The sequence below is a fragment of the Candidatus Thorarchaeota archaeon genome (assembly GCA_013388835.1).
Lineage (GTDB): Archaea > Asgardarchaeota > Thorarchaeia > Thorarchaeales > Thorarchaeaceae > JACAEL01.
Genome location: JACAEL010000043.1, coordinates 26,292 through 41,360, shown reverse-complemented (window position 1 = coordinate 41,360; position 15,069 = coordinate 26,292). Strand labels below are relative to the sequence as shown.

Sequence of the window (15,069 nt, the reverse complement as noted above, 5' to 3'; positions counted from 1 at the left end):
CGGCACTGGGGTCACTCCTCGAGGTCTCGTGAGGTGTCGAGCCGACCGCGAGCTCTCAGTTCCCGCACGGAGGTACGTATGCACCACGCAGCGATGTCCAAGATCGTCCAACTTCTGGGCAGCTGCTGCTAACCCCCGCCTCACAGTCGTAAGAAAAGGTTTCGGAGTGGAACGAGTTGTTTGACACTGCGTGCATCGCCCCTACTGGCTCATGGTAACGGACAACTTCGGAGAGATCAACAAGAACTTGAATACTCATAGGCGCTCGCCGCCAGATGCTAAGGTTCATATGTCATGACATCCTAGTTCAAGATAGTTTATCTCTTATTCGGGTAGTGATACAGATGGCGCGACTAGTCTGTCCTAAGTGTGGTAAGTCAGTTCCTGTGCCAGTGCACTGTGGGAAGGAAATGCATAAGGAAGGCAGCGAGCTTGTCTGCTGGATGGGACCGGTGTGTGGTCATCAACCAATCCCGAGTCACTGCGGCACAGTGATGGAAGTGAAGTGAGTAGTCGCGGCATCAGCCCATGAGCTGAGCGGGCTTGGGTCTGTCGGGCATCCGAGCGTTTCGCGTCTCCTGTCTTCCCTTAAGTGTGACAAGACTCCTGCGTCCGACTCAGCCGAACCAACAACAACCTTAGGGGTAGATAAGATGGACCGCGTGATGAGAGAGATCAGGGAACGAAGAAGTGGTAGAGCATACTCAGACAGGCCGGTAGGCGATGCTGAACTCGAGTCAATACTTGAGGCCGGTCGGTTGGCACCGTCATGCAGCAACACTCAGGCTTGGAACTTTGTGGTACTGAGGACACCGGAGGCCCTTGCAGCAGGGCACGAGGCTCTCAGTCGTGGTAATGCCTATGGGAAGAAGGCACCGGTGATGATACTGGTTGCTGCGAAAGAAGACGGCGGTTGTCCAGCACATGGCCTTCCGTACTTCATGATGGACGTGGGGCTTGCTGTCGAGAACATGTTGCTTCAAGCAGTGCATCTTGGTCTGATGGGCCACCCGATAGCTGGTTGGGACGAAGCCATGCTCAAGAAGAGCTTTGGGATACCAGATGAATACCGGATTGTCACAGTTGTCTTCTTCGGATATGCCGCAGACCTGTCCACTCTTGATGATGCGACTCGTGAGAAGGAACTGCAGCGGTCGACAAGAAGGCCTCTCTCGGAGGTCGTGCACTGGAACAAGTGGTAAAGCACCTAATGCACCAACCTGCAGATGACCGATGGAGAGCATGTCCGAGTGTCCGTCTGCTGTCACTGCGCAAATTGAACTACTAAAGAACAAGAATCAAAAGGCAGAGCACTCGGGTAAGTCTGACTTCACATGACCGAGACAACAGAGCGAAAGTCCCCGGCCATATCCGCACTAGCGTCAGTGTCACACGATAAGGATGTGGACGGGCTGGCCTCCGCAGCCATAGCCTGCCGCTATGCGAAGAAGAATGGTCTGCCCTATGCTGTCTCGCTGACCGACTATGGGTCCTTTGGGAATGCCTTCTCCACGGTCGCTGGACTGAGAAACACTCTGATAGTCGTCACAGACCTCGGCATCGATATTGAATCTGTCGGCCTGGTAAGTGAGGCTCTAAGACGTGCAGTGGCGCAGGGCTGCAGAGTCGTCTGGCTTGACCATCATCGATGGCCTGAGAAGTGTCTCAAGGTCGTACTGTCATTGGGCAACAAGCCCGTATTGAAGATGCGTCATGACCTCTGTGCAGCTGAGATTGCATTCAGGGTACTGATGCCTGACGACCCGGTCTCAGAGTCACTCGCACGGATAGCACACGACACAGACTTCAACCTCAGACAGATCGATGCCGCGACAGCTCTGACGGATGCTCTCTCTGTGATTCGTTTTTCAGCTATAGAGCGCAAGGAGGACGTGACCCAGGCCCTCCGGTCTCTGCTGGACAAGCTGATTGACGAAGGCATCGCAGGGCTGTGGAATGAACAGGCGGGACGATTCAAGGATGACCTGCTTGAACGGAGAGTGTCGAACTACCGGAAGGAGAAGTTGAAGAAGATGAGGAAGGCACTTGAAGGTCATCGTGATATGGATATACACGGGCGTCTCGTCAGAGTGGTCGAGATACCGCTTGGGGTCACCACTACGGACTTGGGTACTTTTGCCTCCGATGAGAACAATCTCAGGTCTATCTATCAAGGTCTAAGGGCGGCCGACCTATTGGTCACGCTCAGTCCGGGCGGGATGCTGGGATTCCGTAGGACACGGGAGAATGTTAGTTGCAACGAGGCCGCAAAGCTGTTCAAGGGCGGCGGACATCCTTACGCTGCAGGAGGCGAGTACGGCCTCTACGAGGATTTCGAAGCCGCTTCTGCCGACATATTCCATGTCCTGTCCAGTAGTACTGACTGGGTTGTGAAGGAGTCCACGCCGACCGCGGTCGAGGTCACACCATCGCACGAACAGTGACGCAATCCCGCTGTTGCTCGATCAGAGCGCTTGGATTCCTGACGGCGCACCATCCATCAGACGAGACTCCACTATGCCTCCCCGGCGCACATACTGTCGGCATTGTACCAAAGAAGAGGCGAGTCCGGTGCAGCTCTCCTCTCAATCTTGTCCTGTGAGCTGACTCTATTCCCGTGTGGGGCTCGCAGAATTCAGAGTCCACTCACCGCGACACTCTTGAGATAGCCACGTCCAATTCGCGCGACCATCGGCAGAAAGTCTGTGAGCAGTGAGATCAGTGTCGCTGGAGACGCATGCCCTTGAATCATCTCGTTGAGCGTCCTGGCGTCCAGTTGGCCAAGGACTATCTCCGCTGCTTCAATCGGGTCATTGAGCCGGCTATACTTTGACACTGCCCACATGCCCTTGCCTGTGTTCTGAATGTTGTGTGCAAGTCTGGTGCGCCTGTATTCCTTCTCGTACATTCCAACACTCTTCGCTGAGTAGTCCCCGGTATCAACGATTCTCTTTGCGTGTCTTGCTAGGAGCCTGCCTGCGTGCAGACATGTGGTAACTCCTCCTCCCACAATCGATGAGACCTGACCTGCAGCGTTTCCGCATAGCGCCACACCTGCACCGGTGAAACGGGGAATGATTCCCGCGCAGGGCACGACGCCTCCATTTACCGATACTATCTTGGCATTCTGTGTCTCCGGATGAGTCTTCATGTATTTCTTGAGCACGTCCATCATTGGGGGCAGTCTCTGCCAGTTGTCCCTTGATGATGGAACCCGACCAATGCCAAGATTGGTCTCAGTCTCTGAGCGGGGATAGAGCCAGAGATAGCCGAGTCCCACGTCGCGACCAACGAAGAAGTAAGCCGTCCCGGGGTCCAGTCCCCTGCAGCCAGCAAGTTTGTATCTGTAGCCGTAGCTCAGGAGCCACTTCGGATGGGTGAACCCTGCGGTTGCTGAGACCCTGCTGTAGGAACCATCAGCTCCCACTGTGAGGCCTGACATCATCTGCTCGCCATTCGCACAGCTCACACCAATGACAGCATTGTCCTTCTTGATAACCGATGACACTCTCGTGTTGTATCTGAACTCGGCTCCGTTGGATAACGCCCTGTCGCGCATGAGCTCTTGGCATCTGTCCTCGTCCAACAGATACGAGTTGCCCAGCAGACTCCGGTCTACGACGATATTGGCTCCCGTGTCGAGGCTCTCCCCCACTATTGCCGTGAACTTGTTCCCCACGTACTCGCTGTCCGGCCTCACCCCCAGCAGCCGAAGTGCCTTCTCTGTGACAAGCTCGCCCATGAGCGAGTCGGTCACTCTGGCTCGCTTCTCCAATACTAGTGGCTTGAGCCCCAGTGCAGCTGCGTGTTCTGCAGTCTTCAGTCCGGCCGGACCCGTTCCGACAACTATGAGGTCATGCGTCATGGTGTCTTCGCCTTCTCAGGACCCGTGAGATGGCTCTTTATCTGTTTCCATGACATCTCAGACACGACGAGGTTACGGTATTCATTGCTCGTGGCCACTATCCTCTGCTCTGCAGCCCGCATCGGATGACTAATGACAAGGTCAACATCAATCATGGGCGCATATACGTGGCTCAAATCGCTGCAGACTGGTTTGGTGCAATTGCACTACATTAAAAGGGAACTCCTCAAAGAGAGGACTAGACCTTATTGAAGATGAGCAACCAATGAAGCCCAAGGTTGTGTTCTACGCGGTATACATGATCCTCTCCATCCTAGTCAGTATAACCGTGGCAGCAATTCCGGCCGTCATACTCCTGCTCATTGCCTACCAGAGCATCGATGCTGTGTTCACAGCACATGGTGGACCTCTGACAGCCATCCCGGGCTATGTGAGGGGCTTGCTCGGCTCATTGGTTCCCGAGATCTTCTATGACCGCTTCTGGTTCCTGTTGCTTCTCGTGCCTATCTTGTTCTTCTGCTACGCGATATTCCTTGGTCTTCTGCTTGGTATGTTCAAGTTGTCCCGAAGGGGCATTCCTGAACTCAAGGACGGATACTACCCCATGGAGACCGGCGAGTGGCTGATATACGAGTTCAAACAGGTCTACTACGTCATATTCCCATATTTCGCATGGTTCTTCAGTGTCTTCATGGACACGAAGCCACGTCACATGGCATTCGGAGCGCAAATTGGTCCAAACACGGTCGTTGGTAATGGTCGTCTGTTCAACCCTGAACGAACCGTGATAGGCAGCAACTGCTTCTTTGGCTACGACGCCATTCTTAGCGGGCATGTGTACGAGGGTGATCGGCTGTATCTGAAGACCGTGCGCCTAGGCAATGGTGTGACTGTGGGCGCAAACGCGGTAGTGTTGCCCGGTGTCACAGTCGGAGACAATGTCATCATCGGGGCTAACAGCACAGTGCCAAAGGACTGTGTCATCCCGTCAAATAGCATCTGGATACACGGTAAGGTGATTCCCCGTGTGACCGTTGCCCCTCAGATGCCACCAAGCGCGACTCATGACGCGGGGGTGACCGACACCCCTGCGAACGGTGAGCACATCTGAATCACTCATGCAGCAACTCTCCTGCACAATGAAGCGCCTCCGGACGCTGGAGACAGAGCGACGTGTATGTGCGGAGAGCGTCTTGAGTATCGATGCCATCCGTAGGCTTCATAGCGTATGGTGCAACGCACGAGTCTGTGCTTCAAAGGCCTTCACTCACCGAGGTACTCAGGCCTTGAGATGAGTTGAAAACGCATACTTTACTACACATGATGGAGATGTCTGGCACGAGCAAGAGGTACACGCCAAGGGGCTACCAGGAGTACATTCTTCAGAAGACAGTAGAGAATCGGAATTCAAACCTATTGCTTGAGCTGGACTGCGGTCTGGGAAAGCGATTCATCACACATCAGATTGTTGCACAGAGGTTTCCTAATCTCCGCTTCCTGATAGTCGTTCACTCTTCGTCATCACTGGTTGAGACCGTTCAGTATCTGCGTGGCGAGTATGGTGGTCTGGACGATGAGCTGGGCGAGCTCTCATCACGCACTCCGACAGGGCTTCGTGTCAGGTGGCTCAACGAAAAGCGTGTGATTGTAGCCACTCCACAGGTACTCGCTGGAGTACTGGAACGTCATCCCGAGGCTGCGAGCGGTATCGATGCTGTCCTGATAAACGAGGTCGACACTCTTGTCAGACGCTCTGGGGGCCTCACCGCTTTAGTATACCCGTGGCCTACGCTTCTGTCCCAACTGAAGGACAAGTGGATCATTGGGATGTCGGGTACGCTCCGTGACGACCACGCTGTATTCAGTAAAGATCAGGTTGAGATCCGTCAAGAACTCGCAACCCTTCGAGAATACATACCCAACGCAGTGCTCATCTCAATGGAGGACCTCTATGGCACCGATGTGAGTGACTACATAGAACCCACACTGTTGCAGATGGAGCGGGTTACAGACATCAAGGTACGCTCGGTCTCAATTGTTCTTGATGAGCTCATTCGAGACTGCCGTCAGCAGATAGTCAATGAGCTCGAAGAGAGTGACAATCTCGGGCTAATAGAAGGTGACTCTCGGAGAATCTATCTGCTACTGGACACTCTTCCAGTCAGCGACGAACTGAAGTCGCAGTATGGAGGTCTCCTCATGCTCAGGAAGTATGTCTATGGGATGCCTCCACGCAGATTCATACGGATGTTCTACGAGGAGCCAGTCAAGCATCATTTCAATCTCTCACAGCTCAGAAGGTCTCTTCCGGAGGTCTCATCAAAGGCCGTCAGAGTTCTGGCCATTGCGAAGAGATTCGAGAAGGTGCTTGTCCTGACCTCCTATCTTGAGATGGTAAAGGACATCCAGACTCTGCTCGAGCGCTCTGGTCTAAACTCCCTTGCTCTCACAGGGCAGACCACTAACAAGGGTGAGGTGCTCAGGGCCTTCAGAGAGGATGAGGCAGTGCGAGTGCTGGTGATGTCTCCGGTGGGTGAACGCGACCTTGACATTCCTCATGCCCAGGTGATGGTCGTGTGCGACGTTATCAACACAACCAAGACCATGTATCAGAAGGTCAAACGTACTCGGGGGGGTCTGGTCATCCTGCTCACCTATTCTGGCACATCAGAGGAGCGCAAAGTGACTCGTCTCATGAGTTCCATTGTGGAGAAGTACCCGTGGTCATCGGCAATCATGCAGACGGAGTCGGAATCGCTTCGCTGACACACACACTGCATTACGATTATAAGACCTCACGGAGTCAGCTAGGCCAGAGCCCGTTGTCAATGAGAGTGCTGGAATTGGAGTCCATAGCTGGATTCTCGATTGGTACTGACATAGTGAACGTCCAGAGGATTCGCGAGATTGCCCCCGACTCGCGTTTCTTTCGACGTGTGTTCTGTGATGAAGAGCGCTCTTACTGCAGTCAATATGGCGACCCAGCACCTCATCTTGCGGGGCTCTTCGCAGCCAAAGAGGCTGTTCTAAAGGCACTCGGGTCTCCCAAGGGTCTCTCACTACACAACATCGAGATCACACATGAGATGGATGGGGCTCCGGAAGTGCGTCCAAGGCTGCTGGCGGGACGCGAAGTGACAGTCAGCATATCCCACACATGCGATTGGGCTGTTGCTGTCGCCCTTGCCGTGAGACCCGGATATGTCCCGGACCCGTTAGAGTTACGACATGAGCGTGATGTTGCTGCCCACGGTCTCTTGATAGGAGGAGATTGACATTGACGACTTCAGCCAGGACCATCAATGAGATACTTGAGACAGTACGTGCGAGTCCAACATATCTGAATCTCTGGAGCGCATTCAAGAGAATTCAGGGTATGGCTCTTCCTCCTCCCGATGACCCGCAGAGAACAGTCCGAATTGCTGTGATAGGCTCCTCCACGCTTGAACCTCTGGCAGCCTGTCTGGACACACTGCTCCGACTGGAAGGTTTCCACCCAGTCACTCTGGTTGGAGGCTTCAATACGTACCGGCAGGAGGCACTGAGTTCTAACTCGGTGCTGACTGAGCACCGCCCTGATGTGGTCATTCTGAATGTGGACCTGTGGTCAATGCTCGACAGGGCCTTCATATCCGAGTGCGTCAAGATGAGCCCAGATATGCGTCTGGAACTCGTACGAAAGTGTGTTGATGAGCTCACTGTCATAGCAAAGGCTCTTGTGCAGAACTTGTCGGCGACTGTCCTCCTGAGCAACTTCATCGTGCCCGTCTTCACACCCTTTGGGATTGCAGACAACAAACTGCGCAGTGGACTTCGTGAACTCTTCACTGAGGCTAATCGAGCTCTAGCCGAGGCCTTTCTTAACGAGGGCCGAGTGCTTGTCGTCGATCTCGACAGCATAGCCAGTGACTTTGGCAAGTCTCGGGTGGTCAACTGGAATACGTGGTACCGCGGGACAATCCCGTACGGCGAGGACTTCACAGTGCATCTCGCTCGCGAGTACACGCGTTATTTCCGGGCGCTCAAGGGCCGGTCAAAGAAGTGCATTGTGCTGGACCTGGACAACACACTCTGGGGTGGCATAATTGGCGAGGATGGATTCGAGGGGATAAAGCTAGGGAACACCTCCCCCGGTCTGGAGTATGTCGATTTTCAGCGCGCACTGCTGAGTCTGTACAACCGAGGAGTCATACTCGCAGTCGACAGCAAAAACAACCCTGAGGATGCCATGAAGGTCATTCGTGAACATCCATATCAGGTGTTGCGAGAGGAGCACTTTGCAGCACTGAGAATCAACTGGCAGAGCAAGGTACAGAATATTGTGGAGCTCGCCGAAGAGATAGGCATAGGGCTGGACAGCATGGTGTTCATTGATGACAACCCTCACGAACGTGAGCTTGTCCGACAGGGCTGTCCGGATGTTATGGTGGTGGACCTTCCAAAGAACCCTCACCTCTACCGTGCTACGATTGAGCAGCTGAGTGTATTTGACGTGCTGGCCATCACCAAAGAGGACCTTGAACGTGGTTCGATGTATGCAGGTCGGCGCAAGAGGACCGAGTTGGAAAGCCAGTCCGCCTCACTTGAGGAGTTCCTTCGCACGCTGGAACTCAAGGTACACATCAAGAGGGCCGATGCGTTCACGACTCCGCGAATAGTCCAGCTGATTAACAAGACGAACCAGTTCAACGTGACTACAAGGCGCTACACCGAAGTGGAAGTGCGTTCCATGAGCAGTTCAGCTGACAGCATAGTATATGGCATGTCGGTGACTGACCGGTTCGGCGACGAAGGGCTTGTCGGAGTTGGAATTCTCAAGAAGAGGGACAATCGCTGGTGGATAGACTCGTTTCTCATGAGCTGCAGGGTCATCGGTCGGTCTGTGGAGACCGCCCTCCTTGTGAAGATGGTGTCCGATGCTCAGGCACAGGGTGCAACAGAGGTGTATGGCGAGTTCATTCCCACCAAGAAGAACGCTCCGGCCAAGGACTTCTTTGAGCAGCACGGCTTCGAACTGGTGTCAGCAGACGACAAGGGCACTAGAGTATTCGTGCTGCGTCTGACCGAGAAGAAGCTCGCAGTCCCAGAATGGATTCAGTTGATTGAGGAATGAGTATGAGCAGTAATTTGGACCGCCTCGATGAGATAATCTCAAAGGTCCTTCTTGTCAGGAAGGATGAGATCTCCGACAACCTGAGGCGAAAGGAACACGAGGCGTGGGACTCCATGGCCCATGTTGTGCTCGTGAGCGAGATTGAGAGTGAGTTTGGGGTGTTCTTTCAAGACGAAGAGGTTGTCGAGATACTTACGGTCGGCGACCTCAGGAAGACCCTTGCGAAGAAGCTTGATGGCCAGAACGTCTGACCTCAAGCTTTTGAACCGCCCGTGCAGGATTACCTGCCACAAGTGTCATCGGAGGGACATCTCTGCTGACAACGGCCCCTGCGGCCACTATTGCACCTCTTCCGATTCTCACTCCCGGGAGGATGATGGCCCCTGTCGCTATCCATGCTCCATCCTCCACTATGACCTTGGCAGGGGGTTCGCTATAGGACCCTGTCCTCTGGTGAAACGGACTTGCTCCAGAGTGCGCCATTATCTTCACGCCCGGCCCTATTGAGACCCAGTCTCCAATCTCTACGAGTTCGGGATGCTCACTGTCTATGTGCACCATGTACCCCATGAAGACGCCCTTTCCAATCTTGACCCCGCACTTCCTGTGTGCCGACGCCCTGAACTGATAGACAGGGGCCAGCCACGCCAGTATCCTCAACAGTCTTCCGAGTGTCTTTCCCATTTCGGTCTTCTCCTCACGTCTGATTCTGAGATAGGGCCCTCTGCCAAAGGGTCCTCCGTACGTAGTCTGCGAAGGTCCAGTTGTCAATGTCGCCTGTCAACAGCAGACAGAAACTGCTGTCACTCTTCCATCGACGATGCTTGTTCCAGTATTCCACAGCCTCTGCAGGTGTTGGACACCATGCACCAAGATGCATTGCCAGTTCAAGTGTCGCGTCGAGACAACCCACGTACTCTCTCTGCCCAATCCTTATCGGGTGCAGGTCGAACATCAGGACGCCCCCGTGCTCGGCCGCTCTCTGCACCTCTCTGCCCAGCTGCTTGGTCACCTGTCCGGGCCGCCAGCCCAATGTGTCTATCATAAGGTCGTCACTCCAGACACTCAACGGGATGAACGTTGTTCCAGTCTGCCCGCCAGTGATACTCACCTTGAACGGTTCACTCTTGTCCCGGTGTTCTGGCCGATAGCCGAATCCTCCGTCCCATGCTAGTCCACTGACACTGAGCATCTCCGGCATGTCATCGGTGTAGTTGTCATATGGTGCGCGAAACCCCTTCACGGTCGCACCCAGTCTTCTCAACGACTGGAGGCTCAGTGCCAAATCTCTCTTTCTCTTCTCGGGTGACATCTGGGGGTACCTGACATGATTGTAGCCATGACTCGCGACCTCATGACCTGCCTCCAGTATCTCCCTGATCAGCTCAGGTCTCATTCTTGCAACTGCAGCAACCACTGGAAACGCGAACCGTGCATGGTGAGCTTCTAGCACCTCGAACATGTTCCTCAGTATCGTGGTGAATGGTGTCCGGTGAAGACGGACCATCCGATAGACTTGGACGGGGACCTTGGAACCCCACCTGTGGAGGAGCTGGCCTGCGTAATGAGAGCACAACGGACATGCAACTCCGCGGCCCGTGCCAGTGTGGCTCTCCCGATAAGAGTTTTGGGCGGGCGAGGAGAAACCTACCCGCTGTTGACGACGAACACCTTGGCGAGGAATCCCAAGATGGCATCCACAAAGCTGCGGTCCACTCTTGAGTAGACGTACTTGCACATCTCTATGAACTCCTCGGTGCGTGTGTCTGCATCCGCCGTGCTTGCAACTATCTTTCGTGCGGATGCCACTATCGCCTTCACCACATCCTTGCCGGTCTTGTGGTCCGCAACTATCTTGGTGACATCCTGTTCGATCCTCTGAATGTAGCTCTTGACTCTGATGTCTGCGACGTCATCAGACCCAGTTGACTTGACAAGGTCCATGAGCACTTCGAGCACCGAATTGTGTAGCCCTGCGACAAGTGCCTCTATCTCATAAGCAGTGAAGTTGATCTGGTTGCCGTCTATTGACAGACTCCACTTGAGGTCACTAGTCCTGTTGATGCTTATTCTCCTGCCGTCGATGTCCATGTGTTCCTGGAAGAAGCGGCTCTCCATGCTGCTGAGTATCTCTGTCTTTAGAAGAGCAGCCTCTGTCACCTTGACAAGTGCAGACTTGCCTCCGTTCTTCACAACTATGCACAGGTTGCCTTGAGGTTGTGTCTTCTGCACATAGTCTGATGACGGTGCAATCTCGACAGGTGGGAGATTCTTGAGGCTCTCTGCCAGTTGCCTGACCTCTTGTTCTGTCAGGTGGTACTTCTGCTTATCACCTGCGATGGTGATTGTTCCATCTTCGGCGCGCTCGAAATCTATCCTGTTGCCTCCACCCACATCCGTGGTCTTGTGGTAGGTCTGCTTGTAGTTCCTGGCAGTCTGAGCCAGCTTCTCTAGAGCGGCCGCAATCATGTGCGCCTCACCATATCCTATGGTGATCTCTGCAGAGCCCTCCGTGGCGCGTCCTATACCAAGGGCTCCATCATTGCGGATCTTGACGTATATCGCGAATCACCGGTTCCCTCGTACCAGCTCCGGCTCAAAACTGTTGTGCCTCAATGGAGTACAGGAGCACCGAACCGTTGACAAAATCAACAGCGTACTGCATTCCTGTGGTCTAATCGCCTCATCACAAGGAGCACTCGCCAGACGTCTTCCGTCCATGGCCACATTTTCAGTTGTTACACACGGCCACCCCGTTTCACAAACGTGCAGAGTGGCCGCGAGTATCGGTCGCGAGTTCCGGTCCTATACTATCTCATCCTGTACATCGAAGGCAAGCCTGCCTGCTTCCTTTGTCACAAGAGAGATGTCAATCTTGTGGGTTCCCTTGGCAAGAGGAGCTCCACTGACGCTAAGGGTTATCTCCACACCGACCTTGATGGGAAACGCGTTTCCCGCGGATATCTCTTTTGCCTTCACCTCTCCATCTGCAGAGCTGATGGTGAGAGTGTCGATTGGGTACTCGATACCATCGACCTTTATTGGGTCGACACCGACCGCCGTGCCCGGTGAGAGGGAGTTCTTGATCTTGAAGGCGAACCCATCGCCGGTGTTCTGTAGACTTCCCTTTACGAAGAGCTTGCGCAGAAGAAATGCGGGTATCTGCATTGTGATATCTCCTCAACTGAGGTCTTTCTGTTTCTCGCAAGTCCCAGTGGCATTTATAGGTTCCGAACCAACTCGCTGAGTCATAGAGTGGGGCAATATGCAGAGGATGCAACAGCATGATGCAGTCGGGATCAAGTCTAGTCTCATGATGCAAGACAATGGCAACCAGTGGTGCGACTGTTCAGGGTCTCTTCCTGCAGATCATGCTCGAGAACAAAGCAGTCTTCGTTCTTTGCAGTTGACTGCTCTGTGTGGGTCTCAGGTGCAAGGCGAGCTGCAATGGATGGAGCTGCAATGGATGAAGTGGGCAGATTGCCCGCGGTCTGTCCGGAGTGGAACGCAGCTCTGTCAAGTGTGTCTTTTGAGTGGATTAGTCCCATGCGAGCGTGGTGCAGGTACTGCGGCGCTACGGTTAAGGCATTCGTCGAGAGTGTATAGGAGCATATTACGTATGGATTATAACTCTTCATAGCATGAAAGACTCGAACTATGGACTAGGTCGGTGAAGGCAGTTGACGAACGCGCTCGAGGTGTTTGATGACGGGACCACGGAGAAGGTCGATGTTACGAAGGCCAGTCTTGACTCCACCAAGGTCTTCTGCATTGTTGACTCTACTAACAAGTCCATCTATATCTGGCAGGGCCGGAATGCCGATGTGCGCAGGAGATTCGTGGGTGCGCAAGTTGCCACTAACCTCCGGAGTGAGCATGGGCTACACTACCGAGTTCGAGCCGAGATCGAGGGCGAAGAGACCTCAGGATTCCTCAACTCACTATGATGATTCGCGTCCCATCCGCAAGCTTCTATAAGCTCACACCCCGCCGCGCTCTGGAGGATACGGTCACTTGAGAGGTCTAGTCAAAACTGCTCCCGGCAATGGCAATCTGGAGCTGAAGGAGTTCGGCAATCCTCGACCCGGAAGCAGAGAAGTCCTTGTTGAGGTGGCTGCTGCAGGCATCTGCGGCACTGACGTACACATAAAGCATGGCACAACCTTCTGCAGCCCTCCTGTTGTCATGGGCCACGAATATGCTGGCAGAGTCGTCAAAATTGACCCCAGTGTCGATTCTGTTCAGGTCGGCGATGCAGTGACGTCACCTGCAACGGCCTACTGCGGGAAGTGCTATCAGTGTAAGACTGGACATATGAACCGCTGTACCAGTCCTCGCAAACGCATTCTGGGTGCATCAACAGACGGTGCATTTGCAAGACATGTGGTGGTACCCGAGTACATCATCCACAAGGTGCCAAAAGGCCTGTCGCTCGAAGAGGCGGCTCTGGCCGAACCAACCGCGTGTGTAGTGCATACTATCGCGGAGCTCACTCCCATACTGCCCGGTGACACAGTGGTTGTGCTGGGTCCCGGTACTACTGGCCTTGTGGCTCTACAGGTGGCAAAGGCCATGGGCGCCGCAAAGGTGATAGTGACCGGCATGAGCGTTGACAGATGGAAGCTTGACATTGCTGAGCGTCTGGGCGCTGACATCACCATTGACGTTCAGGCCCAAAACACTGCCGACATAGTGAAGAGCGAGACGGACGGTGTTGGAGCGGACGTGGTCATAGAAGCCTCCGGTTCGGGAGCTGCAAGGAAGCAGGCCTTCGATCTGGTAAAGACCACCGGTCACATATCTCTCATAGGCATTCAGGGTCGCTCAACCGAGATTCCCATGGACGACATCGTGACCAAGGAGTTGCACGTACTGGGGACTTGGGGCACACTCCCGTCCACATGGGTGACCACTCTGAGGATGATGGCCTCCGGCAAGATTGACGTTCGCCCCTTGATCACACACAGACTGCCCCTGAGTGACTGGCAGAAGGGATTCGAGCTCATGGAGTCTCAAAAGGCCATCAAGGTGCTGTTCACTGATCTGAACTGATTCACTTCTTGGGCGCCCACACATCAAGGCAGTCCTGGACGACCGATATGTGAGAGGCTGCAGGTCCTCCACCCATCACAATGGCCACGCCACACGCCTCCATTATCTCCTCCCTTGTGGCTCCTGCCTCCAGCGCCTTCTTAGTATGATAGACCATGCATGACTCGCATGGATTCAGTATAGAGGCCACTATGCAGATTATCTCCTTGAACTTGGCAGACAGCGCTCCGTCCACGTGGACTGTCTTGAGCAGTTCTGTGAAGGCGTTCCTTGTCTCCGGAATGTCGCGATGCAGGGCACCAAAGTGTTTCATGAAGCTCTTCAGGGTCTTCTCGACATCCTCACTCATGGTTGACCGTCTCCACTGGGTCCACTGTCCGAGTCTTGGCTCTGGACTCCTAGGTTCCAGTCAGAGCGGCTGTATCGGTCCCGATATAAAGCCTCTGCAGCACTCCTTTCCTCTGCGGTCATCTCTCCTCTCTCAAACTCCCGCCCCGTGAGCCGCATGATGGCCTGAACCACTGCTTCCTTGACTTCTTCGAGCGTGGGTCCCTCGGGATACTGCTCATGTACAGAAGTCACGGTGTCTCTCTTGCTGTCCATGCACCTCACCTTGCCAGTCTGCCGCTCATAGATGGTCTGTCCAGGCGGCACTCGCAGGCTCTCTCTCAGCGCTGTCAGGTCTGAGTCAACCAGTATCGTTCCGTGGACAAAGGACACACCATGCTTGATCCAGCCGGCCGTCCCAGTTATCTTCTTCCCCGCCACTCTTATGCAGGACCTGTCGGGGTCGTAGGTGGCCATCACTCCAATGTCCTGAAGACCGAGCGCAACATACCCGATGTAGTTCCAGTACAGCTCTCTCAGTGTCCTTGGCACACACTGTTCGTTCTGATCCAGACACAAGGCGAAGTTGAGGTTCCCAAGGTCGTGGTATACCGTGCCGCCCCCTGTGAAACGACGGGCCACATCTATTGTGTGAGTCTTGCAGAACTCTATGTTCACCTCGCGATGAAGACACTGGAACTGTCCCATTACA

General features: G+C 54.2%; 17 protein-coding genes. 9 read left to right on the top strand and 8 right to left on the bottom strand.

The features are described 5' to 3' along the window. Nucleotides 1-653: 653 nt before the first annotated feature. Both HXY34_07995 and HXY34_07990 read left to right on the top strand, forming a co-directional pair. A complete protein-coding gene (locus HXY34_07995; protein ID NWF96073.1) occupies nucleotides 654-1,202 on the top strand; it encodes a nitroreductase family protein in 549 nt (182 codons plus the stop codon). A gap of 132 nt (nucleotides 1,203-1,334) precedes the next feature. Beyond that, a complete protein-coding gene (locus tag HXY34_07990; GenBank protein NWF96072.1) occupies nucleotides 1,335-2,444 on the top strand; it encodes a hypothetical protein in 1,110 nt (369 codons plus the stop codon). 191 nt (nucleotides 2,445-2,635) lie between these two features. Here the strand turns inward: HXY34_07990 and HXY34_07985 are convergent, their stop codons facing one another. Together HXY34_07985 and HXY34_07980 are read right to left on the bottom strand one after the other, a co-directional pair. Then, entirely contained in the window at nucleotides 2,636-3,865 is a 1,230-nt protein-coding gene (locus HXY34_07985; GenBank protein NWF96071.1) for an NAD(P)/FAD-dependent oxidoreductase, read from the bottom strand. Next, on the bottom strand, nucleotides 3,862-4,041 hold the full coding sequence (locus HXY34_07980) for a hypothetical protein (GenBank protein ID NWF96070.1): 180 nt from the start codon (nucleotides 4,039-4,041) through the stop codon (nucleotides 3,862-3,864). The genes HXY34_07985 and HXY34_07980 overlap by 4 nt, the downstream gene beginning before the upstream one ends. An 89-nt stretch (nucleotides 4,042-4,130) precedes the next feature. Between HXY34_07980 and HXY34_07975 the strand changes: the two genes are divergently transcribed. From HXY34_07975 to HXY34_07955, 5 genes are all read left to right on the top strand, one after another. Continuing rightward, complete coding sequence (locus HXY34_07975) at nucleotides 4,131-4,976, top strand: hypothetical protein (GenBank protein ID NWF96069.1); 846 nt, start codon at nucleotides 4,131-4,133, stop codon at nucleotides 4,974-4,976. A gap of 185 nt (nucleotides 4,977-5,161) precedes the next feature. After that, nucleotides 5,162-6,631 (top strand): DEAD/DEAH box helicase family protein, encoded by a 1,470-nt coding sequence (locus HXY34_07970; GenBank protein ID NWF96068.1) that lies wholly within the window; start codon nucleotides 5,162-5,164, stop codon nucleotides 6,629-6,631. 62 nt (nucleotides 6,632-6,693) lie between these two features. Continuing rightward, nucleotides 6,694-7,140 carry a holo-ACP synthase gene (gene acpS, locus HXY34_07965; protein ID NWF96067.1) on the top strand — a complete coding sequence of 149 codons (447 nt, stop codon included), beginning with the start codon at nucleotides 6,694-6,696 and terminating at the stop codon, nucleotides 7,138-7,140. Nucleotides 7,141-7,142: 2 nt separating this feature from the next. Beyond that, nucleotides 7,143-8,978: an HAD-IIIC family phosphatase gene (locus tag HXY34_07960; GenBank protein NWF96066.1), complete on the top strand. Its 1,836-nt coding sequence runs from the start codon at nucleotides 7,143-7,145 to the stop codon at nucleotides 8,976-8,978. A gap of 2 nt (nucleotides 8,979-8,980) precedes the next feature. Next, a complete protein-coding gene (locus HXY34_07955; protein NWF96065.1) occupies nucleotides 8,981-9,229 on the top strand; it encodes an acyl carrier protein in 249 nt (82 codons plus the stop codon). Here the strand turns inward: HXY34_07955 and HXY34_07950 are convergent. The 4 genes from HXY34_07950 to HXY34_07935 all read right to left on the bottom strand — a co-directional run bounded on the left by HXY34_07950 (nucleotide 9,186) and on the right by HXY34_07935 (nucleotide 12,146). Next, on the bottom strand, nucleotides 9,186-9,662 hold the full coding sequence (locus tag HXY34_07950; GenBank protein ID NWF96064.1) for an acyltransferase: 477 nt from the start codon (nucleotides 9,660-9,662) through the stop codon (nucleotides 9,186-9,188). The two genes, HXY34_07955 and HXY34_07950, sit on opposite strands and share 44 nt — an antisense overlap. Before the next feature lie 13 nt (nucleotides 9,663-9,675). Then, the gene (locus tag HXY34_07945; protein NWF96063.1) at nucleotides 9,676-10,485 is read right to left on the bottom strand and encodes a polysaccharide deacetylase family protein; all 810 of its coding nucleotides are present in this window, start codon (nucleotides 10,483-10,485) and stop codon (nucleotides 9,676-9,678) included. Nucleotides 10,486-10,625: 140 nt separating this feature from the next. After that, a complete protein-coding gene (locus tag HXY34_07940) occupies nucleotides 10,626-11,447 on the bottom strand; it encodes a hypothetical protein (GenBank protein ID NWF96062.1) in 822 nt (273 codons plus the stop codon). Between the two features lie 336 nt (nucleotides 11,448-11,783). Continuing rightward, entirely contained in the window at nucleotides 11,784-12,146 is a 363-nt protein-coding gene (locus HXY34_07935; protein ID NWF96061.1) for a hydroxymethylglutaryl-CoA reductase, read from the bottom strand. Nucleotides 12,147-12,658: 512 nt separating this feature from the next. Between HXY34_07935 and HXY34_07930 the strand changes: the two genes are divergently transcribed. Continuing rightward, nucleotides 12,659-12,925, top strand: coding sequence for a hypothetical protein (locus HXY34_07930; GenBank protein ID NWF96060.1), 267 nt, complete (start codon nucleotides 12,659-12,661; stop codon nucleotides 12,923-12,925). A gap of 67 nt (nucleotides 12,926-12,992) precedes the next feature. Beyond that, entirely contained in the window at nucleotides 12,993-14,030 is a 1,038-nt protein-coding gene (locus HXY34_07925; GenBank protein NWF96059.1) for an alcohol dehydrogenase catalytic domain-containing protein, read from the top strand. A 1-nt stretch (nucleotide 14,031) separates the two neighbouring features. Here the strand turns inward: HXY34_07925 and HXY34_07920 are convergent, their stop codons facing one another. Together HXY34_07920 and HXY34_07915 are read right to left on the bottom strand one after the other, a co-directional pair. After that, nucleotides 14,032-14,379 (bottom strand): carboxymuconolactone decarboxylase family protein, encoded by a 348-nt coding sequence (locus HXY34_07920; protein ID NWF96058.1) that lies wholly within the window; start codon nucleotides 14,377-14,379, stop codon nucleotides 14,032-14,034. Further along, nucleotides 14,376-15,065 (bottom strand): lipoate--protein ligase family protein, encoded by a 690-nt coding sequence (locus HXY34_07915; protein NWF96057.1) that lies wholly within the window; start codon nucleotides 15,063-15,065, stop codon nucleotides 14,376-14,378. Before HXY34_07915 ends, HXY34_07920 begins: the two co-directional genes overlap by 4 nt. Nucleotides 15,066-15,069: the final 4 nt, after the last annotated feature.

Excerpts from the sequence above, each read along its gene's own strand:
- HXY34_07920 (NWF96058.1), bottom strand. The coding sequence starts at position 14,379 with ATGAGTGAGGATGTCGAGAAGACCCTGAAGAGCTTCATGAAACACTTT.
- HXY34_07990 (NWF96072.1), top strand. The coding sequence starts at position 1,335 with ATGACCGAGACAACAGAGCGAAAGTCCCCGGCCATATCCGCACTAGCG.
- HXY34_07935 (NWF96061.1), bottom strand. The coding sequence starts at position 12,146 with ATGCAGATACCCGCATTTCTTCTGCGCAAGCTCTTCGTAAAGGGAAGT.
- HXY34_07955 (NWF96065.1), top strand. The coding sequence starts at position 8,981 with ATGAGCAGTAATTTGGACCGCCTCGATGAGATAATCTCAAAGGTCCTT.
- HXY34_07985 (NWF96071.1), bottom strand. The coding sequence starts at position 3,865 with ATGACGCATGACCTCATAGTTGTCGGAACGGGTCCGGCCGGACTGAAG.
- HXY34_07945 (NWF96063.1), bottom strand. The coding sequence starts at position 10,485 with ATGGTCCGTCTTCACCGGACACCATTCACCACGATACTGAGGAACATG.
- HXY34_07995 (NWF96073.1), top strand. The coding sequence starts at position 654 with ATGGACCGCGTGATGAGAGAGATCAGGGAACGAAGAAGTGGTAGAGCA.
- HXY34_07950 (NWF96064.1), bottom strand. The coding sequence starts at position 9,662 with ATGGGAAAGACACTCGGAAGACTGTTGAGGATACTGGCGTGGCTGGCC.
- acpS (NWF96067.1), top strand. The coding sequence starts at position 6,694 with ATGAGAGTGCTGGAATTGGAGTCCATAGCTGGATTCTCGATTGGTACT.
- HXY34_07940 (NWF96062.1), bottom strand. The coding sequence starts at position 11,447 with ATGATTGCGGCCGCTCTAGAGAAGCTGGCTCAGACTGCCAGGAACTAC.
- HXY34_07915 (NWF96057.1), bottom strand. The coding sequence starts at position 15,065 with ATGGGACAGTTCCAGTGTCTTCATCGCGAGGTGAACATAGAGTTCTGC.
- HXY34_07975 (NWF96069.1), top strand. The coding sequence starts at position 4,131 with ATGAAGCCCAAGGTTGTGTTCTACGCGGTATACATGATCCTCTCCATC.